This window comes from Paraburkholderia sejongensis (genome assembly GCF_020880815.1).
GTDB lineage: Bacteria > Pseudomonadota > Gammaproteobacteria > Burkholderiales > Burkholderiaceae > Paraburkholderia > Paraburkholderia sejongensis.
This window is the reverse complement of sequence record NZ_JAJITD010000005.1, coordinates 1-18,922: the sequence shown is the minus strand read 5'-3', so window position 1 is coordinate 18,922 and position 18,922 is coordinate 1. Positions and strand designations below refer to the sequence as shown.

Annotated in this window: 15 protein-coding genes; 5 read left to right on the top strand and 10 right to left on the bottom strand. The window is 64.1% G+C overall.

Going from position 1 to position 18,922, the window contains the following annotated elements:
* Nucleotides 1-257 precede the first annotated feature (257 nt).
* Nucleotides 258-2,540: an NADP-dependent malic enzyme gene (locus LJ656_RS10940; RefSeq protein WP_230509448.1), complete on the top strand. Its 2,283-nt coding sequence runs from the start codon at nt 258-260 to the stop codon at nt 2,538-2,540.
* A gap of 161 nt (nt 2,541-2,701) precedes the next feature.
* On the opposite strand, the gene LJ656_RS10935 is transcribed toward LJ656_RS10940, so the two are convergent.
* Entirely contained in the window at nt 2,702-6,304 is a 3,603-nt protein-coding gene (locus LJ656_RS10935; RefSeq protein WP_230509447.1) for an indolepyruvate ferredoxin oxidoreductase family protein, read from the bottom strand.
* Nucleotides 6,305-6,696: 392 nt separating this feature from the next.
* On the opposite strand from LJ656_RS10935, the gene LJ656_RS10930 reads away from it, so the two are divergent.
* Nucleotides 6,697-6,900 carry a hypothetical protein gene (locus LJ656_RS10930; protein ID WP_230509446.1) on the top strand — a complete coding sequence of 68 codons (204 nt, stop codon included), beginning with the start codon at nt 6,697-6,699 and terminating at the stop codon, nt 6,898-6,900.
* 150 nt (nt 6,901-7,050) lie between these two features.
* Here LJ656_RS10930 and hppD read toward each other — a convergent pair whose 3' ends face one another.
* Nucleotides 7,051-8,148, bottom strand: a complete 1,098-nt coding sequence (hppD, locus tag LJ656_RS10925) for a 4-hydroxyphenylpyruvate dioxygenase (protein WP_230509445.1) — start codon at nt 8,146-8,148, stop codon at nt 7,051-7,053.
* A gap of 135 nt (nt 8,149-8,283) precedes the next feature.
* On the opposite strand from hppD, the gene LJ656_RS10920 reads away from it, so the two are divergent.
* A complete protein-coding gene (locus LJ656_RS10920) occupies nt 8,284-8,781 on the top strand; it encodes an Lrp/AsnC family transcriptional regulator (RefSeq protein ID WP_230509444.1) in 498 nt (165 codons plus the stop codon).
* A 90-nt stretch (nt 8,782-8,871) separates the two neighbouring features.
* Here LJ656_RS10920 and LJ656_RS10915 read toward each other — a convergent pair whose 3' ends face one another.
* From LJ656_RS10915 to paaA, 8 genes are all read right to left on the bottom strand, one after another.
* Nucleotides 8,872-9,540 carry a GNAT family N-acetyltransferase gene (locus LJ656_RS10915; protein WP_230509443.1) on the bottom strand — a complete coding sequence of 223 codons (669 nt, stop codon included), beginning with the start codon at nt 9,538-9,540 and terminating at the stop codon, nt 8,872-8,874.
* A 351-nt stretch (nt 9,541-9,891) separates the two neighbouring features.
* Nucleotides 9,892-10,497: a TetR/AcrR family transcriptional regulator gene (locus LJ656_RS10910; RefSeq protein ID WP_230509442.1), complete on the bottom strand. Its 606-nt coding sequence runs from the start codon at nt 10,495-10,497 to the stop codon at nt 9,892-9,894.
* 12 nt (nt 10,498-10,509) lie between these two features.
* Nucleotides 10,510-11,325, bottom strand: a complete 816-nt coding sequence (locus LJ656_RS10905; RefSeq protein ID WP_230509441.1) for a DUF1835 domain-containing protein — start codon at nt 11,323-11,325, stop codon at nt 10,510-10,512.
* 151 nt (nt 11,326-11,476) lie between these two features.
* Nucleotides 11,477-12,565: a 1,2-phenylacetyl-CoA epoxidase subunit PaaE gene (gene paaE / locus LJ656_RS10900; RefSeq protein WP_230509440.1), complete on the bottom strand. Its 1,089-nt coding sequence runs from the start codon at nt 12,563-12,565 to the stop codon at nt 11,477-11,479.
* A gap of 1 nt (nt 12,566) precedes the next feature.
* Nucleotides 12,567-13,118 carry a 1,2-phenylacetyl-CoA epoxidase subunit PaaD gene (gene paaD / locus LJ656_RS10895; protein WP_230509439.1) on the bottom strand — a complete coding sequence of 184 codons (552 nt, stop codon included), beginning with the start codon at nt 13,116-13,118 and terminating at the stop codon, nt 12,567-12,569.
* A 7-nt stretch (nt 13,119-13,125) separates the two neighbouring features.
* Nucleotides 13,126-13,929, bottom strand: coding sequence for a 1,2-phenylacetyl-CoA epoxidase subunit PaaC (paaC, locus tag LJ656_RS10890; protein ID WP_230509438.1), 804 nt, complete (start codon nt 13,927-13,929; stop codon nt 13,126-13,128).
* Nucleotides 13,930-13,937: 8 nt separating this feature from the next.
* A complete protein-coding gene (gene paaB, locus LJ656_RS10885; RefSeq protein WP_230509437.1) occupies nt 13,938-14,222 on the bottom strand; it encodes a 1,2-phenylacetyl-CoA epoxidase subunit PaaB in 285 nt (94 codons plus the stop codon).
* Nucleotides 14,223-14,315: 93 nt separating this feature from the next.
* Nucleotides 14,316-15,314, bottom strand: a complete 999-nt coding sequence (paaA, locus tag LJ656_RS10880; protein ID WP_230509436.1) for a 1,2-phenylacetyl-CoA epoxidase subunit PaaA — start codon at nt 15,312-15,314, stop codon at nt 14,316-14,318.
* Nucleotides 15,315-15,553: 239 nt separating this feature from the next.
* On the opposite strand from paaA, the gene LJ656_RS10875 reads away from it, so the two are divergent.
* Nucleotides 15,554-17,176 (top strand): NAD(P)/FAD-dependent oxidoreductase, encoded by a 1,623-nt coding sequence (locus LJ656_RS10875; protein WP_230509435.1) that lies wholly within the window; start codon nt 15,554-15,556, stop codon nt 17,174-17,176.
* A 124-nt stretch (nt 17,177-17,300) separates the two neighbouring features.
* Complete coding sequence (locus tag LJ656_RS10870; protein ID WP_230509434.1) at nt 17,301-18,581, top strand: SGNH/GDSL hydrolase family protein; 1,281 nt, start codon at nt 17,301-17,303, stop codon at nt 18,579-18,581.
* Nucleotides 18,582-18,922 lie beyond the last annotated feature (341 nt).

Below are 18,922 nucleotides of genomic sequence, written 5' to 3'. Positions count from 1 at the left end.
GCAGCGGCGCGGCAGTATTATCAGCCGCTGTTTCGCCATTGGTTAGTCCTGTTAACCACTCAGTGCATCGACACGTCCCAGGTGTACACTGGTCGACCCGCGAAGCACTCCACATCGTCCCGTACTTCGTCGAGGTAAGCCACCGCGCCAACCGGCGCGTGCGAAAACCACCTCGGTCGGCTATCCGTCTGACAGATGCAAGCGAAGCAACGGTGTGGTGCCCCGGGCCCAATTACTTACGTCTCGCAGGCCTAGAAATGGACGAACAACTCAAGCAAAGCGCTCTCGCATACCACCAGAATCCGAAACCCGGCAAGATTTCGGTGACGCCCACCAAGCCGCTGTCGAACCAGCTGGACTTGTCGCTCGCGTATTCGCCGGGTGTTGCAGCGGCCTGTATGGCGATTTACGACACACCGCTCGACGCGCAGAAGTACACGTCGCGCGGCAACCTCGTCGGCGTGATCACCAACGGCACGGCCGTGCTCGGCCTCGGCAACATCGGTCCGCTCGCCGCGAAGCCGGTGATGGAAGGCAAGGGCTGTCTGTTCAAGAAGTTCGCCGGTATCGACGTGTTCGACATCGAGTTGAGCGAGTCGGACCCGGACAAGCTCGTCGAAGCGATCGCGATGCTCGAGCCGACGCTCGGCGGCATCAACCTCGAAGACATCAAGGCGCCCGAGTGCTTCTACATCGAGAAGAAGCTGCGCGAGCGCATGAAAATTCCGGTCTTCCACGACGATCAGCACGGCACCGCGATCATCGCGTCGGCGGCGATCCTGAACGGCCTGAAAGTGGTCGGCAAGCAGCTCGGCGAAGTGAAGCTCGTCTGTTCGGGTGCGGGCGCGGCGGCAATTGCCTGTCTGGACTTGCTGGTCAACCTGGGTCTGTCGAAGCAGAACATCCTCGTCACCGATTCGAAGGGCGTGATCTACGAAGGCCGCGGCAACCTCGATCCGTCGAAGGAACGCTATGCGGCCAATACCGACGCGCGCACGCTGGCCGACGCGATCCGCGGCGCCGATGTGTTCCTCGGCTGCTCGAGCGCCGGCGTGCTGAAGCCGGAGATGGTCGCCGAAATGGGCACCCAGCCGCTGATTCTCGCGCTCGCGAACCCGGAGCCGGAAATCCGCCCGGAAGACGCGAAGAAAGTGCGCCCGGACTGCATCATCGCGACCGGCCGTTCGGACTATCCGAACCAGGTCAACAACGTGCTGTGCTTCCCGTTCATCTTCCGCGGCGCGCTCGACGTCGGCGCGACCACGATCACCGAGGAAATGAAGCTCGCGTGCGTGCGCGCGATCGCCGAGCTGGCCGAGGAAACCGACCAGGGCGACGAAGTCGCGAAGGCATATGAAGGCCATTCGCTCGAATTCGGTCCCGAGTACCTGATTCCGAAGCCGTTCGATCCGCGCCTGATCATCAAGATCGCGCCGGCCGTCGCGCAAGCCGCGATGGATTCGGGCGTTGCGACCCGTCCGATCAAGGACATGGACGCGTACCGCGAAGAACTCGGCACGACCGTCTACCGCACCGGCATGGTGATGCGTCCGGTGTTCGCGGCGGCGAAGTCGGCGCCGGCCCGCATTGTGTTCGCGGAAGGCGAAGACGAGCGCGTGCTGCGCGCCGCGCAGTTCGTGCTGCTCGAGAAGATCGCCAAGCCGATCCTGATCGGCCGGCCGTCGGTGATCGAGATGCGTCTGAAGAAGATGGGCTCGAAGCTCAAGTGCGGCGAGGACGTCGAGATCGTCGATCCCGAAGACGATCCGCGTTATCAGCGCGCGTGGCAGGCGTATCACGAACTCGGCGCGCGCGAAGGCGTGACGCCGGACGTCGCGAAGGCCGCGATGCGCAAGTTCAACACGCTGATCGGCGCGATCCTCGTGCGTCTGGGCGAAGCCGACGGGATGATCTGCGGGATGATCGGCCAGTACCACACGCACCTGAACTTCATCGAACAGGTGCTCGGCAAGGCCGACGACGTGCAGAACTTCGCGGCGATGAACCTGCTGATGCTGCCGGGCCGCAATCTGTTCATCTGCGACACGTACGTGAACGAAGTGCCGACCGCCGAACAACTCGCCGACATGACGATGCTCGCCGCGCGCGAAATCGAGAAGTTCGGCATCACGCCGAAGGTCGCGCTGCTGTCGAACTCGAACTTCGGCAGCGCGCCGTCGTCGTCGTCGCAGCGCATGGCCGCCGCCCGCAAGCTGATCACCGAGCGTGCGCCGTCGCTGGAAATCGACGGTGAAATGCACGGCGACGCCGCGCTTTCGGAGGCGATCCGCAAGGCCGCGTTCCCGGGCACGTCGCTCTCCGGCGAGGCGAACCTGCTGATCATGCCGAACGTCGAAGCGGCGAACATCGCTTACAACCTGCTGAAGGTGGTGGGCGGCGAAGGCGTGACCGTCGGTCCGTTCCTGCTCGGCGCGGAAAAGCCGGTGCACATCCTGACGCCGGCCGCGACCGTGCGCCGGATCATCAACATGACGGCGGTCGCTTCGGCGAACGCGCGCAAGTCGGTGAATGCGCAATAAGTAAACGGTAGGTCGCCGCTGAGCGAGCAACGCCACGCAATCCTTGGGATTTCGTGGCGTTTTTTATGGGTGAAAAAAAGCGGCGATCCGTGAGGACCGCCGCTTTTGTCAGTTTCGGCTTCAGCCGTCGCAGCTCATGCTCACGACGCTGGACGAGCCCGTCAGGCCGCCGCGTGCCGCGCTTTGCCCGCATCCGGCGCGCGCCAGCGCGCAAGCAACTCGTTCCAGCGGATCCGCACGCCCTTCAGGTTGTTCTCCTTCACGTGCCCATAACCGCGGATGCCGTCCGGCAGATTCGCGAGTTCGATTGCCAGCTCGCGTTTCTGCGCGGTGAGACCGCCGATAACTTCCCGCACCAGCGCCTCGTATTCGCCGATCAACGCGCGCTCGGTGCGGCGCTCCTCGGTCTTGCCGAACACGTCGAGCGGCGTGCCGCGCAGGAACTTGAGCTTCGCGAGCAGCGGCATCGTGCGGAACATCCACGGGCCGTATTTCTTCTTCACGAGGTGACCTTGCGCGTCCTTCTTCGACAGCGTCGGCGGCGCCAGATGCAGATGCAGCTTCCAGTCGCCCTCGAACGTCGCGTTCAGTTTGTCGATGAACGCCGGGTCGCTGTATAGCCGCGCGACCTCGTATTCGTCCTTGTACGCCATCAGCTTGTGCAGGTTCTTCGCGACCGCTTCGGTCAGCGGCAACTGGCTGCCGGCGGGATCGAGCGCCTGTTCCGCGGCCCGCACCTGCCCAACCAGCGCGCGATAACGCTCCGCATACGCGCGGTTCTGCCACGCGGCCAGGTAGTCGGCGCGCTTGTCGATCAGCGTGTCGAGTGCCTTCGGCGTATGCAGCGCGATGATCTTGCCGCTTTGGGTATCGGTTGCGTCCGCGCGTCCCTGGGTCTGCGCGAGCTTGCGCACCGCGGCGAGGTCGTGCGCGGCGCGCCGGCCCCATTCGAACGCCGCGCGGTTCTTCTCGACCTGCACGTTGTTCAGCTCGATCGCGCGAATCAGCGACTGATAGGTGAGCGGCACCCACCCGCGCTGCCACGCGTAGCCGAGCACGAACGGATTCGTGTAGATCGCGTCGCCGAGCAGCGCGACCGCGAACTGGTTCGCGTCGACGGTCGCGACGTTGTCGTCGCCGGCCGCCGCGCGCACGTCGGCTTCGGTGCTGGTGCCGGGGAAGCGCCAGTTCGGGTTCCGGATCAGCTCGGCGGTCGGCGTGTGCGCGCTGTTCAGCACGACGCGGGTGTGCTGCGGCTGCATCCGCGATACGCATTCGTCGCTCGCGGTGACGATCGCGTCGCAGCCGATCACGAGGCTCGCTTCGCCCATCGCGATGCGGGTCGCGTGGATATCGGCCGGCTGGTTCGCGATCTGCACGTGACTCATCACGGCGCCGCCTTTCTGCGCGAGGCCCGTCACGTCGAGCACGGTGACGCCCTTGCTCTCCAGATGCGCGGCCATCCCGAGCAGCGCGCCGATCGTGACGACGCCGGTGCCGCCGACGCCAGTCACCAGCACGCCGTACGGCCGGTCGATCGACGGCAGTTCGGGCTCCGGCACCGGCGGCATCGCATCCGCGCCGACGCCCGAGGCCACCTTCGGCTTGCGCAACTGCCCGCCTTCGACCGATACGAAGCTCGGACAGAAGCCGTTCACACACGAGAAGTCCTTGTTGCAGGTCGATTGATTGATCTGGCGCTTGGTGCCGAATTCGGTGTCGAGCGGTTCGACCGACAGGCAGTTCGACTTCACCGAGCAATCGCCGCAGCCTTCGCAGACCGCCTCGTTGATCACGACGCGGCGCGCCGGATCCGGATAGGCGCCGCGTTTGCGACGACGGCGCTTTTCGGTCGCGCAGGTCTGGTCGTAGATCAGGATCGTCGTGCCGGGGATTTCGCGCAGCTGGCGCTGAACTTCGTCGAGCTGATCGCGATGGTGGATGTCGATGCCCGGAGCGAGGCCGACGTTGGCCGAGTACTTCTCCGGCTCGTCGGTGACGATCACGATCTTCGCGGCGCCCTCGGCCGCCAGCTGATGAGTGATCTGCGGCACGCTCAGTACGCCGTCGACCGGCTGGCCGCCGGTCATTGCGACCGCGTCGTTGTACAGCAGCTTGTAGGTGATGTTCGCCTTCGACGCGATCGCCGCGCGAATCGCCAGCAGCCCCGAGTGGAAGTAGGTGCCGTCGCCGAGGTTCGCGAACACGTGCTTGTCGTTCGTGAACGGCGCCTGGCCGACCCACGCGACACCTTCGCCGCCCATCTGGCTGAACGTGCTGGTGCTGCGGTCCATCCACACCGTCATGTAGTGGCAGCCGATCCCGGCCATCGCGCGCGAGCCTTCGGGCACGTTGGTCGACGTGTTGTGCGGGCAGCCCGAGCAGAACCACGGCTTGCGCTCGACTTCGACGCGCGGGCGCGCGAGCGCTTTTTCCTTCGCGTCGATCACTGCGATGCGCGCGGCGATCCGCGCGCGCACGTCGGACGGCAGATCGAACTTGTCGAGCCGGGTCGCAATCGCCTTCGCGATGATCGCCGGTGACAGCTCGTAGTGCGCGGGCAGCAGCCAGTTGCCCATCGGCACAGACCATTCGCCGCCGGCGCCGTCCTTTTCGTCGAACTTGCCGAACACGCGCGGACGCTGGGCGTCGGGCCAGTTGTACAGCTCTTCCTTGATCGCGTATTCGAGAATCTGGCGCTTTTCCTCGACCACCAGAATTTCCTGAAGGCCGCGCGCGAACGCTTGCGCGCCTTGCGCTTCGAGCGGCCATACGCAGCCGACCTTGTACAGGCGGATGCCGATGCGCGAGCAGGTTTCGTCGTCGAGACCGAGATCGGTCAGCGCCTGGCGCACGTCGAGATACGCTTTGCCGCCGGTCATGATGCCGAAGCGCGCATGCGGCGAGTCGATTTCGACGCGGTCGAGCCTGTTCGCGCGCACGTAGGCGAGGCCGGCGTACCACTTGTAATCGAGCAGCCGCGCTTCCTGCACGAGCGGCGGGTCGGGCCAGCGGATGTTCAGGCCGCCGTCCGGCATCATGAAATCTTCGGGCAGAACGATCTGCGTGCGGTGCGGGTCGATATCGACGGATGCCGACGATTCGACCACGTCGGTCACGCACTTCATTGCGACCCACAGCCCGGAATAACGGCTCATCGCCCAGCCGTGCAGGCCGAAGTCCAGGTATTCCTGCACGTTCGACGGAAACAGCACAGGCAGCCCGCAGGCCTTGAAGATGTGTTCCGACTGGTGCGCGAGAGTCGAGGATTTGGCCGCGTGATCGTCGCCGGCGAGTACGAGGACGCCGCCGTGGCGCGACGAACCGGCCGAGTTGCCGTGCTTGAAGACGTCGCCGCTACGGTCGACGCCGGGGCCCTTGCCGTACCACATCGAGAACACGCCGTCGTATTTGGCGCTCGGATACAGGTTGACCTGTTGCGAGCCCCACACGGCGGTGGCGGCGAGGTCTTCGTTGACGCCGGGCTGGAACACGACCTGGTGCGCGGCCAGATGCTGTTTGGCTTTCCACAGCGACTGGTCGAGTCCGCCGAGGGGCGAGCCGCGGTAGCCGGAGATGAAGCCGGCGGTGTTCAGGCCGGCGGCGCGATCGCGTTCCTGCTGCAACATCGGCAGACGTACCAGCGCCTGGATGCCACTCATGTACGCGCGGCCGCGTTCGAGGGTGTATTTGTCGTCGAGCGTGACGGATGACAACGCAGCTTCGAGCCGGGCTCGCTGACCTGCGTCTAGCGGGGCATTCATTATGTGTACTCCTCCACTCAGCTTGGGATCGCCAAAACTTTTTGGGTCCCCGACATCTTGTGAATGCTGGGGCCGGGGTGCTCATATTGACTGGTTTTAGCCGATGGTAGCACTGGTGGAAACCCGCCGCAGGCGTTTCAGAAATGGCTATGCGCGGCAGGTTTTCGAGTCGATTCATCGCGTGTTGCCTGCAAATTCCATTCAATTGCGCTTCGTTTTGGCTGGAATGCGCTTCTATCGCAATTTCGCATGTAACAGGTTGTAAAACCTACGAATTTGCGGAACCGCAGTGAAAACCACTGTCTAATCCCCGACCTGCGAGCGATGCCCGTGTAACGCCGCGCATTCGGCGCGGCTTCGGGGCAGCAGGGCAGTTAGAACAAGGAGTACGCATGAACACTAGAAACATCCAGACCTTCCTGATGGTTTCCGCCGCTTTCTTCGCGATCAGCGCGCCGGCGCGGTCGAACCCGGGCAGCATGGGCGCACTTTCCAACGCGATGAGCCGTAGCGCCCAGGTCGCACCCGCGCGCGCGCAGGCCGGGCGACTTACGCAAGCGTCGGTCAGCCGCGACGAGGACGGGCAAAATTCCTGACGTGCCGCGCGAGCGGAGCGTCTTTCTGTAACCGGCCGCGGCTCCGGTGTGAGCGGCGGCGTAAATAAGTAAAAGGGCGAGGATCCTGCGATGCTCGCCCTTTTTTATTGGCCGGCCGACCGGCCGACCGGCCGTGAGGCGGCGGTGTGTTCAGGTTTTGTCCTGCACCACGCCGCGGCGAATCTGATCGAGTTCGATCGATTCGAACAGCGCCTTGAAGTTGCCCTCGCCGAAGCCCTGATTGCCCTTGCGCTGGATGATCTCGAAGAAGATCGGGCCGATCTGGTTTTCGGTGAAGATCTGCAGCAGCAGATCGTCCGGCGCGCCGTCGATCAGGATCTTGCGCTTGCGCAGCTCGTCGAGCGGTTCGCCGTGATTCGGCACGCGGCGGTCGACCAGTTCGTAATAGGTGTCGATCGTATCGAGCAGCGAGATGTTCGCGCCGCGCAGGCCGTCGACCGTGCGATAGATGTCGTTGGTGCCGAGCGCGATGTGCTGAATCCCCTCGCCGTGATACGCGTCCAGGTATTCCTGAATCTGGCCGGCGGTGTCCGAACCTTCCTCGTTGATCGGAATGCGGATCTTGCCGCACGGCGAAGTCATCGCCTTCGACTTCACGCCGGTGACCTTGCCCTCGATATCGAAATAGCGCACCTCGCGGAAGTTGAACAGGCGCTCGTAGAATTCCGCCCATTCCTGCATGCGGCCGCGATGGACGTTATGCGTCAGGTGATCGATATAGGTGAGGCCGTGGCCGACGGGATTCGGGTTCGCGCCGGCAATCGGCTCGAAGTCGACGTCGTAGATATCGATGTCGCCGATGCTGTTCGGCGCCGCGCCGTTCTTGCCGCGCCAACGGTCGACGAAATAAATCAGCGAATCGCCGATGCCTTTGATCGCCGGAATGTTCAGCTCCATCGGGCCGGTCTTGTTGTCGAAGCCCCATGCGCCTTTTTCGAGCGCCTGGCTGTAGGCCTTGGCGGCGTCCTGCACACGAAACGCGATCGCGCAGATCGACGGGCCGTGCAGCCGCGCGAAGCGCTGCGCGAACGAATCCTTTTCCGCGTTGACGATGAAGTTGATGCCGCCCTGCCGGTACAGCGTCACATCCTTATGACGATGTCGCGCGACGGCGGTGAAACCCATCTGCTCGAACAGCTTGCCGAGCGCTTTCGGGTCCGGCGCGGTGTATTCGATGAATTCGAAGCCGTCGGTGCCGACGGGGTTGTCCCAAGTTGCAACCTGCATGGTCTTGTCTCCTGTATGGCGCGAACGCATGAAGCAAGTGTAGGACTGCACCGGAGGCAAAAGCTTGCGAACTTATTCGCGGATGACTACGCTTGAGCCAGTTTACGTCTCAATTTCAACCTTACGCGGCAGAACATGGCTAACGCAGAATTAGACGCGATCGACCGGCGCATTCTGGGCATTCTTCAGGAGAACGGCCGGCTGTCGAATCAGGAAATCGCGGAGCGGATCAACCTGTCGCCGAGTCCCTGCTTGCGGCGGATTCGCCGGCTCGAGGAAAGCGGCGTGATTCGCGGTTACGTTGCGCTGCTCGACGCGCAGCGGCTCGGACTCGATCTGCTCGCGTATGTGAACGTGCGCCTGGAGAAGGGCGGCGGCCGCGCGTTCAGCCCGCAAGGCGAGGCGACCCACGCGGAGCTGTTCGGCGCCGCCGTGCAGACATGGCCCGAAGTAGTCGCCTGTCACGCGATGACCGGTGAGATGGATTACCTGCTGCGCGTCCAGGTCGAGGACATGGCGCACTTTTCGCGCTTCGTGCAGGATCAGTTGCTGCGTCATCCGTCGGTGATCGACGTGAAGTCGAGCTTCTCACTGGAAAAGATCAAGGAAACGACGGCGCTGCCTATTCTGTAGGCACTTGTGGGTCCGACGTGGCGGGCATCCGCCAAAAGAAAAAAGGGCGACCTTGCGGCCGCCCCCTTCTCATTTCCCCGTAGCGATTATTCAGGCAGCGATAGCGGCCGGCATGAACGACTCGAACAGTCGCGATGCCTGGCGCGCGTGGCGCTTCAGTGCGTAGTCGAACACGGCGGCCTGCTCCTGCAGCATTTCAGCGAGGATGCTCGACTGGTCGGCCGGCGACAACGTCAGGTAGGCGTCGGCTTCGCCGTACGCGTATTCGATCTTCATGCCGGCCTTTCTGGCGATGTGCATCATGGTCGAATTGCGCGACAGGCAGTGGATGTACAGCATCGTCACGTGCGTGTTGCGGCTGCGGATCGCCGCGCGCTCGAACAGCTTGCTGCCGATGCCCTGACCGCGCGCGCTTTCGAGCACCGAGACGCCGAATTCGGCGGTGCGCTTGTCGCCCTCGGCCGGCAGATAAGCCAGATGGCCGACGCCGCTCAGTTCCAGCTTGCTATTGAACACGCCGAACACGGTGTCGCGCGTGAAATCGATCGCGCGCACGTAGTTTTCGATCACGTGATTCGGGACGACCTGGCCGAAACGCAGCAGACGGTCTTCCTCATTGAGCGCGAGGAAGTGGGTGAGCAGGCGTTCGCGGTCGATTGTGGTGAGCTCGCGGACCAGAACGGGCGCACGTCCGGCAGACAGCGACGCACGATCGTTCGAGGCGATCAGCTCGGCGGTGCTAGGGGGCAGCAGGTTCATGGTCGGGTTCTCCTTTTGATCAGGCGGTGTTGTGCACCGCAAAACCAATTTTACCGGAAACCTAGGGGGCGCACTAGGGAAAACCCGTATCAAAATCAGAGTGAACTATCTAAACCGTTAAAGACCTATTTTTAATTATATGATTTTTAACGAATAAATTGAATGGAACGTGCATTCGTGACACGATGCCACATGGGTCGCATCAGGGCTTCAGGCGGTCTGGATATTGCTGCTGTGCGTCATTCCGGCGCGTTCGTGACGGTGAGACGCAAGCACCCCGGGAAATTGATCCGAGGGGCAACCGCAGCCCCGCAGCGCGTTCACGAGCCGGCCCGGGCCGCTGTTTTACGCTTACGGCGCCGTCCCCAGACCGTGGTCGACCATATTTACCACCTGTTCGGCGAACTCGCTGTAGCCCATCCGGCCGTCCGGCTTCAGCCACGTAAAGGTCCAGTTGATCATGCCGAAGACCATCATCGTCAGCGCGGTCTGGTTGTCGCGGGTCGCACGCTCCGGATACGCGCGCGCGAGTTGTCGCGCGAACGCCGCGACCACGTCGCGCTGACGGTTCAGGATGATCTCGCGCTGCGTGTCGACCAGATACTTGACGTCGTTCAGCAGTGCGACGTGCCGGCTATGCGAGGTCTCGTACTCCGAGAGAAACGCGCGGATCAGTTCGGCGAAAGTCTCGCGCTCGCTCAGCCCGCGGCGCTGACTCGAACCTTCGACCTCGGCGATGATCAGCATCAGCCGCTTCGTATAGCGATCGAGCAGATCGAACAGAATCGCTTCCTTGCTCTCGTAATAGTGATAGAGACGCGCTTTGGAGGTACCGCTCGCCGCGGCGAGATCGGCCATCGAGGTACTCGGATAGCTGGTTTGCGCGAATTTCGCCGCGGCCAGTTCGAGAATCTGCTCGCGTTGGGTTTCGTGATCGGGGGCTCGGGTGCGGGCCATAGTGGTCTGTTTTTATTGAGGTGAGCAGGGGGCGAGCGCCGCGCACAGTTCGAGCGAGCGCCACGCGTTCGCGTCGCCGCGCAGGCGGATGCGCCGCAGCGCCGCGAGTTCGCGCATGCGCCACAGCACGATGCTGTCGCTGACGAGAAACCACAGCTCGGCGCTCATTACATTGGCGGCGACGCGCGATGCGGGCTGCCAGTCGGCGCCGGCGTGCTCGAGGATCAGTGCGTCGAGTTCGGCGAAGCTGCTGCTGGTGAAAGTGTTGTCGCGCCAGCGCCGGGTCTCGCCGTTCGCGTGCTTGACCTCCTGCCATTCGAGCGCGAGCCGGCTGATGCGCAGCACCGAAATCGGCGCGGCGTCCGGCACCCGCGCCTGCAGCACATCCGGCGCGAACATCCCCACCGAGGTCGCGCGATCCTTGCGCGTATGCGCCCATGCGTGCGGATCAGTGAGATCGGCCAGCGACAGTCGCACTTCGTTCAGGCGCTGCGGGCTGTTGCGCAGCAGGTAGCAGACGCGCCGAAGCATCAGCTGGTCGGACGCGCTTGCGCCGTGCCACACGACGAGATTCGCGGTGCCGTTCGCGAGGCTGGCGAGTATCGCGGCCTGCTCGCGGAATTCGCGCACAAAATCGCGCCGCGTGTCGCCGCTGACGCGCGCCCAGAAATCGGCGCGGATCTGCGGGCCGTCGTCGACGCCGCGCAATGGGCCGACCGCGAGATCGTCGCGCAACGCCTGTACGCGGTCGTCGCGGCCGGCCTGGGCCAGCGCGGTGCGCAGTGATTCGGCGGCGACGTCGCCGTTGGTGAGGTGAATCGTGCTCATTGGCTAAGGCTGGCTGTGCCGCTAGCGGCTGTAACGAAAAGAGGCCGCTCATCGACCGGGAAGCGAGGGTCCCGGTCGATGAGCGGCCCCTAGTGTAAGCGGATCGCGAAATGGCCGAAAGCGGCGGCGGCTGCCGCGCTATGCCGGCGCCTCAGCGTTCGTCGTAACTGACGACCAGCTTGTCGCTGACCGGATGACACTGGCAGGTCAGCACGAAACCGTCGCGGATCTCGTGCTCTTCGAGCGTGTAGTTCTTTTCCATCTTCACCTCGCCTTCGAGCACCTTCGCGCGGCAGGTGCAGCAGACCCCGCCCTTGCACGCATACGGCAGCGCGAGGCCGGCACGCAGGCCGACGTCCAGCACGCTGACACCCTGGTACGGCAGCCGCAGCTTGCGGCGCTTGCCGTCGAGCACGATTTCGAGGTCGGCAGCCGGCGTATCTTCGGTGATTTCCACCGCCGGCACGCCCGCCTGCGGCAGCGGCGAACCGAATCGCTCGACGTGCACCTTCGCGGGCGGCACGCCGGCGGCTTTCAGCGCGGCCTCGGCGGCGTCCATCATCGGCGCGGGGCCGCAGATGAACGCTTCGTCGATCGCGTCGGCCGGCAGCAGGTTCTCGAGGAACGCCGCGCACTTTGCCTGATCCAGCACGCCGTTGAACAGCTCGACGTCCTGCAGATCGTCCGACAGCACGTGATAGAGCACGAAGCGGTTCATGAAGCGATTCTTCAGATCTTCGAGCTCTTCCGCGAACATGATCTGGTCGACGCTGCGGTTGCCGTACACCAGCGTGAAGGTGCTGCGCGGCTCGACTTCGAGCGTCGTCTTGATGATCGCGAGCACCGGCGTGATGCCCGAGCCGCCCGAGAACGCGAGGTACTGCTGACCCTGCTCGGCGTTCAGATGGGTGAAGAAGCGGCCATCCGGCGTCATCACGTCGATCGTGTGACCGGGCTGCAGCGTGTCGAACGCGAAGTTCGAGAAACGCCCGCCGCGCACGCGCTTGATGCCGATGCGCAGTTCGCCGTCGCGATCGTAGTCGGTGACGCCGACGCAGATCGAATACGAGCGGCGGGTTTCCTCACCGTCGATATGCGTCTTCAGCGTGACGAACTGACCCTGCGTGAAACGATACTGGTCGCGCAGCTCGGGCGGCACTTCGAACGCGACCGACACAGCGTCGGCGGTTTCGGGACGCACTTCGCGGATACGCAGCGGATGAAATTGCGGGGTGGCCATATCAGTACGGTTTGAAGTAGTCGAAGGGTTCGCGGCAGTCGAGGCAGCGATACAGGGCCTTGCAGGCAGTCGAGCCGAATTGCGCGAGCCGCTCGGTGTGCGCGGAGCCGCAGCGCGGGCAGGACGGCGCCGGCAACGCGCGCGGCACGAAGCGCAGCACCTGCTCGCGCGGCTGCGCCGTCGATGCGCAGTTGCCGGTGGGCGGCGCGATGCCGTAGCTGCGCAGCTTTTCGCGGGCGTCGGCGGTGATCCAGTCGGTGGTCCACGGCGGCGCGAGCACGGTCGCGATCCGGTACGGCGCGAGTTGCGCGGCATCGAGCGCGCGGCCGATGTCTTCGGCGATCTGCGACATCGCCGGGCAACCCGAGTAGGTCGGCGTGATCACGACTTCGAGCGCGCCATCGGCGCCGCGCCGCACGTCGCGCAGGATGCCGAGCTCGCGGATCGATACCACCGGGATCTCCGGATCGGGCACCGCTTCGAGCACGGTCCACGCGTGGGTGAGCGTGGCGTCGGCTACGTCGGCGGGATGCGGGGCGGTCGAGGTCGTCATCGCGTGCTTACCAGTTGGCGCCCGGATGCTGGCGCGCGAGGCTCTGCATTTCGGCGAGCACGAAACCCATATGCTCGGAGTGCTCGCCGTGCTTGCCGGTCGTCACGTGCTTGACCGGTTCGGGCAATATCAATGTGGCTTCGTCGAGCGTCGCGCTGACGTCCGCCAGCCATGCGGCTTCCAGTTCCGCGGTACGCGGACCGATGCCGGCGGCGGCGATCGCGTCTTCCACCTCGTCCGCGCTGAAGAATTCACGCGTGTACGGGATCAGGTAGTCGAGCGCGGCCTGCGCGCGACGGTGCGATTCGTCGGTGCCGTCACCGAACCGGATCAGCCACTCGCTCGCGTGGTGCACGTGGTACTGCGTTTCCTTGATCGACTTCGCCGCGATTGCCGCGAGCTGGGCATCGGTGGAAGCGGTCAGCGCGCTCCACAGGTGCAGCATCAGCGTCGAGTACAGGAAGTTGCGCGCGATCGTCACCGCGTAATCCTTTTCGGCCTGCGCGGTGCCGGCGAGCGGGCCGCAGTGCGGTAGCTCGACGAGCGTGTAGTTCGCGAACTCGCGCTCGGCGCGGAAGTACGCGTAGTCGTCTTCGCTGCGCTGCTTGCCGGTGAGCTGCTGTTCGAGTTCGGCCGCGTGCGTGTACAGCAGGCGCGCCTGGCCGATCAGGTCGAGGCTCATGTTCGACAGCGCGATGTCCTCTTCGAGGATCGGGCCGTGGCCGCACCACTCGGTGTTGCGCTGTCCGAGGATCAGCGCGGTATCCGCGAGGCGCAGCACGTACTGGAGATGTTGGGACGTGATGGACATGGCCGCGCTTACATGTGGTTGACTTCGTCGGGGAGCGTGTAGAACGTCGGGTGGCGATAGATCTTGTCGGCCGCCGGTTCGAACAACTCGGCCTTTTCGTCCGGCGCGGACGCGGTGATCGCCGCCGACGGCACCACCCAGATGCTCACGCCTTCCTGGCGGCGCGTGTAGACGTCGCGGGCCATGCGCAGCGCCATCGGCGCGTCGGCGGCGTGCAGGCTGCCGCAGTGTTTATGGTCGAGTCCCTGCTTGCTGCGCACGAACACTTCCCAAATCGGCCATTCCTTGTTCATTGCTGATCTCCTGATTCCTTGATATGCGGTGCTGTTCGGGCGGCGCGCTGGCGCCTGTGAATTCGTCGATGCGCTTGCGTCCGCGCCAGTGCGTCAAGCCGCCTGTTGATGCTCGCGCACGCGCTGCTTTTCGGCGTGGGCCAGCGCGGCTTCGCGCACCCACGCGCCATCGTCGTGGGCCTTCACGCGGGTCGCGAGGCGCTCGCGGTTGCACGGGCCGTCGCCGTTGACCACGCGCCAGAACTCTTCCCAGTCGATGTCGCCGTAGTCGTAGTGGCCGCGCGCCTCGTTCCACTTCAGGTCGGGGTCGGGCAGCCTGACGCCGAGCACCCTGGCCTGCTCGACGGTCGCGTCGACGAATTTCTGGCGCAGGTCGTCGTTGGTGATGCGCTTGATGCCCCATTTCGCCGACTGGTTGCTATGGACCGAATCCTTGTCGCTCGGGCCGAACATCATCAGCACCGGCCACCACCAGCGATTCACCGCCTGCTGGACCAGTTCGCGCTGTGCGTCGGTGCCGGCCATCATCGCGAGCAACGCGTCGAAGCCCTGGCGCTGGTGGAACGACTCTTCCTTGCAGATGCGGATCATCGCGCGGGCGTACGGACCGTACGTGCAGCGGCACAGCGGAATCTGGTTCATGATCGCCGCGCCGTCGACCAGCCAGCCGATCACGCCGACGTCGGCCCACGTGGGGGTCGGGTAGTTGAAGATGCTCGAATATTTGGCCTTGCCGGCATGCAGCGCGGCGATCAGCTGATCGCGCGATACGCCCAGCGTTTCAGCCGCGCTATATAGATAGAGCCCGTGGCCTGCCTCATCCTGCACCTTGGCGATCAGGATCGCCTTGCGCTTCAGGCTCGGCGCGCGCGTGATCCAGTTGCCTTCCGGCAGCATGCCGACGATCTCTGAATGCGCATGCTGCGAGATCTGCCGGACCAGCGTTTTGCGGTACGCATCGGGCATCCAGTCCTGCGGCTCGATCTTGCCGTCCGCGGCCATGACCGCATCGAAGCGGGCCTGCTCCGGCGAATTCGCGTCCGCGTCGAGCGGGGCGACATTGCCGGGGATATCGAGGGATTGCGTGTACATGGGGACGCTCTCTGCCGAAGTTGTCTGGGTCGGCGTAGTATAAACCAACCGACCGGTCGGTTAATAAATTTTTTAAAGATAGCCGTGGTGTTCGATAGCGCGGGGAGCTGCCTCGACGGATCGGCCGCGGATGCGCGACGTGAGTGTTCAGGCAACCGTCGTCGCCCCGTTCCGACGCTTAACCGATAAAATTGCGAATTGGCCGCGATTGACGGCCCTTTCTGCGTCTCCGGTACCTCATGTTACGTCTAAGCGAAATCAAACTCCCGCTCGATCATCCCGAGAGCGTCCTCGAAGCCGCCATCCGTGCGCGTCTCGCGGAACTCGGGGTGGCCGGCGACGAGTTCATCCGATACACCGTGTTTCGCCGCGCCCACGATGCGCGCAAACGCGCCGACATCAAGCTGACTTACATCGTCGATGTCGAGGTCACGGATGAAGCGGCCGCGCTCAGGCGGCTCGCCGACGTGCCGCATTGCGGCGTGACGCCCGACATGAGCTACAAGTTCGTGGCCCGGGCCCCGGAGCAGTTGAGCACGCCGCGCCCGGTCGTGATCGGCATGGGGCCGTGCGGGCTGTTCGCGGGACTGATCCTCGCGCAGATGGGTTTCCGCCCGATCATCCTCGAGCGCGGCAAGGCCGTGCGCGAACGCACTAAGGATACGTTCGGGCTATGGCGCAAATCCGTGCTGAACCCCGAGTCGAACGTGCAGTTCGGCGAAGGTGGCGCGGGTACGTTCTCGGACGGCAAGCTGTACAGCCAGATCAAGGACCCGAAGCATTACGGCCGCAAGGTGCTCGACGAGTTCGTGCTGGCCGGCGCGCCCGAAGACATCCTGTATCTGAGCCGGCCGCATATCGGCACGTTCCGGCTGGTCAGCATGGTCGAGAAAATGCGCGCGAAGATTCACGAGCTCGGCGGCGAGGTGCGCTTCGAGACGCGCGTCGAGGATATCGAGATCGAAGACGGCAAGGTGCGTGGGCTCAAGCTGTCGACCGGCGAGACGCTGCGCACCGATCACGTGGTGCTGGCGGTTGGCCACAGTGCACGCGATACGTTCCAGATGCTCTTCGACCGCGGCGTCTATATGGAAGCGAAGCCGTTTTCGCTGGGTTTCCGGATCGAGCATCCGCAGGGTGTGATCGATCGCAGCCGGTTCGGCAAATTTGCCGGTCACAAACAGCTCGGCGCAGCCGACTATAAGGTGGTGCATCACTGCAGCAACGGCCGCGCGGTGTATAGCTTCTGCATGTGTCCGGGCGGTACGGTGGTCGCGGCCACGTCCGAGCCGGGGCGCGTCGTCACGAACGGGATGAGCCAGTACTCGCGCGCGGAGCGCAATGCGAACGCGGGCATTGTGGTCGGCATTACGCCCGAGGATTACCCCGGCGGACCGATGGCGGGCATTGCGTTCCAGCGTAAGTGGGAAGAGCGGGCGTTCGAACTCGGCGGCGGCAACTATATGGCGCCGGGGCAGCTGGTCGGCGACTTCATCGCGGGGCGGCCGTCTACGTCGCTCGGTTCGGTGGTGCCGTCGTATAAACCGGGTGTGCGGCCGACCGACCTTAGTACGGCGCTGCCCGACTATGCGATCGAGGCGATTCGCGAGGCGCTGCCGCAGATGGAAAAGAAGATCGCCGGCTTTGCGATGCACGACGCGGTGCTGACGGGGGTCGAAACCCGGACATCGTCCCCAGTCCGGGTGCGTCGCGGCGACGATTATCAGAGCGTGAACGTCGAGGGGCTGTATCCGGCGGGTGAAGGTGCCGGATATGCCGGCGGGATCTACTCCGCGGCGATCGACGGAATCGAGGTGGCCGAGGCGGTCGCGCTCAAGATCATGAGCCAGCAGAAGGCCTGAGTGTGCGTCGCGTGAACTAGCTGTTCCCGGGGTGAGGCGGATCGCCCGCAGCTGCCCCCAACTGCCCGCGGTGACCGTCGTGATCGGGCACAATGCGCGTTTCGCCTTGAACCGATCCATCCGAATGACTCTCCGTCACCTGGCTGCCGCATGCGGCGCTGCGCTGCTTGTCCAATTTGCTCCTCTGGCGGTTTCGTCGAGCGCTGTCGCCGCGGAGACGTCCGGGCAATGGGTGTCGGCGTGGGCGACCGCGCTGCAACCGATTCCGCAGCGAGCTGACCTGCCGCCGCTGTATCGCGCGCCCGAGGTTGCCGGGCGGACGATTCGGCAGATCGTTTATCCGACGCTGTCCGGAAAAAGTGCGCGGATTCACCTGAGCAATGCGTACGGCAGGACGCCGCTCGTGATCGAGGACCTGCGCATTGCGCGCTCGGCGGGCGGCGCGGCGGCAGCCGAGGGGGCTGGAACCCGCGTGACGTTTGGCGGACGGGGCGCGGTCAGTATTCCTCCGGGCGGCGAACTGGACAGCGATCCGGTCGCGGTCGATATCATCGAAGGCACGCCGTACGCAATCAGCGCATTCATGGGGCCGGACCAGCGGATGGCCGCGTGGCATCGCGTGTCGAACCAGGTGAATTACGTGTCGGCGCCCGGCAATCACGCTGCCGACGCTTCCGCTGCGGCGTTTCGCGGCCGCTTTACGCAATATATGTGGGTGACCGGCTTGTCGGTGGATGCGTCCGCGCCGGCGGCGACCGTTGCCGCGATCGGCGATTCGATCACCGATGGGATGCGTTCCAGCCTGAACCGGAACCGCCGCTGGCCGGACGCGCTGGCGCGGCGGTTGGATGCAAGCGGCGGGCAGTCGGTCGCGATCGTCAATCTCGGGATCAGCGGCAACCGGCTGCTGAGCGACTCGCCTTGCTATGGCGATGCGCTCGTGAGCCGCTTCGATCGCGACGCGTTGCGGCGTCCGGGCGTGAAGGCCGTCGTTCTACTGATCGGCATCAATGACATCAACTTCGCGGCGATGCCGGCTCATAGTGGGCTCGATTGCGACTTTCCGCATACGTCGGTGACGGCTAGCGACCTGATCTCCGGCTACCAGCGGGTGATTGCCGCCGCTCGGCACGCGGGCGTGAAGGTGTTCGGCGCGACGCTGACGCCGGCATCGCTGCCGCCGGAGCGGGAAGATATCAGGCTTGCTGTCAATCAGTGGATTCGGACCAGCCGTTCTTTCGATGGCGTCGTCGACTTCGACGCTGCGCTTCGAGATCATGCGCAACCGGATCGTCTGCAGCGCGCTTTCGATAGCGGCGATCACATCCATCCAAGCGACGCCGGCTATGCGGCGATGGCGGATGCGGTGCCTCTCGACGCGGTCCTGAACGCAACCCGGAAGTGATCTGCAAGACTTTTTAAGCGAAAGCGAAAATGGTGTTGACGAAACGAGAAACAGCCTCCATAATCTCGTTTCTCTGCTGCAGACGCAGCGACGCAAAACGAAGCAGCGCCGGGTAATTGAAGTTCGGCGCAGCGCGTTGAGCGAATCGATCTTTAAAAACTAACAGCCGATAAGTGTGGGCACTTGATGCGGAATGCGGCGGTGGTTCTTCGGAGCCACCGGATAGCAAAAGTATCAAAAGCCTCACACAGTATTAGAGGAAGGTTTGTCTGTCGAAAGACGGATTAATCATCGTCAGTACGTTGAGTGAGCGACCGGTTTCTGACGAAACCGAAAACAGT

Coding starts and splice junctions, on each gene's coding strand:
- paaB (WP_230509437.1), bottom strand. CDS start 14,222: ATGAACAAGGAATGGCCGATTTGGGAAGTGTTCGTGCGCAGCAAGCAG.
- paaC (WP_230509438.1), bottom strand. CDS start 13,929: ATGTCCATCACGTCCCAACATCTCCAGTACGTGCTGCGCCTCGCGGAT.
- LJ656_RS10905 (WP_230509441.1), bottom strand. CDS start 11,325: ATGAGCACGATTCACCTCACCAACGGCGACGTCGCCGCCGAATCACTG.
- LJ656_RS10915 (WP_230509443.1), bottom strand. CDS start 9,540: ATGAACCTGCTGCCCCCTAGCACCGCCGAGCTGATCGCCTCGAACGAT.
- LJ656_RS10920 (WP_230509444.1), top strand. CDS start 8,284: ATGGCTAACGCAGAATTAGACGCGATCGACCGGCGCATTCTGGGCATT.
- paaD (WP_230509439.1), bottom strand. CDS start 13,118: ATGACGACCTCGACCGCCCCGCATCCCGCCGACGTAGCCGACGCCACG.
- hppD (WP_230509445.1), bottom strand. CDS start 8,148: ATGCAGGTTGCAACTTGGGACAACCCCGTCGGCACCGACGGCTTCGAA.
- LJ656_RS10940 (WP_230509448.1), top strand. CDS start 258: ATGGACGAACAACTCAAGCAAAGCGCTCTCGCATACCACCAGAATCCG.
- LJ656_RS10930 (WP_230509446.1), top strand. CDS start 6,697: ATGAACACTAGAAACATCCAGACCTTCCTGATGGTTTCCGCCGCTTTC.
- LJ656_RS10870 (WP_230509434.1), top strand. CDS start 17,301: ATGACTCTCCGTCACCTGGCTGCCGCATGCGGCGCTGCGCTGCTTGTC.
- paaA (WP_230509436.1), bottom strand. CDS start 15,314: ATGTACACGCAATCCCTCGATATCCCCGGCAATGTCGCCCCGCTCGAC.
- LJ656_RS10910 (WP_230509442.1), bottom strand. CDS start 10,497: ATGGCCCGCACCCGAGCCCCCGATCACGAAACCCAACGCGAGCAGATT.
- LJ656_RS10935 (WP_230509447.1), bottom strand. CDS start 6,304: ATGAATGCCCCGCTAGACGCAGGTCAGCGAGCCCGGCTCGAAGCTGCG.
- paaE (WP_230509440.1), bottom strand. CDS start 12,565: ATGGCCACCCCGCAATTTCATCCGCTGCGTATCCGCGAAGTGCGTCCC.
- LJ656_RS10875 (WP_230509435.1), top strand. CDS start 15,554: ATGTTACGTCTAAGCGAAATCAAACTCCCGCTCGATCATCCCGAGAGC.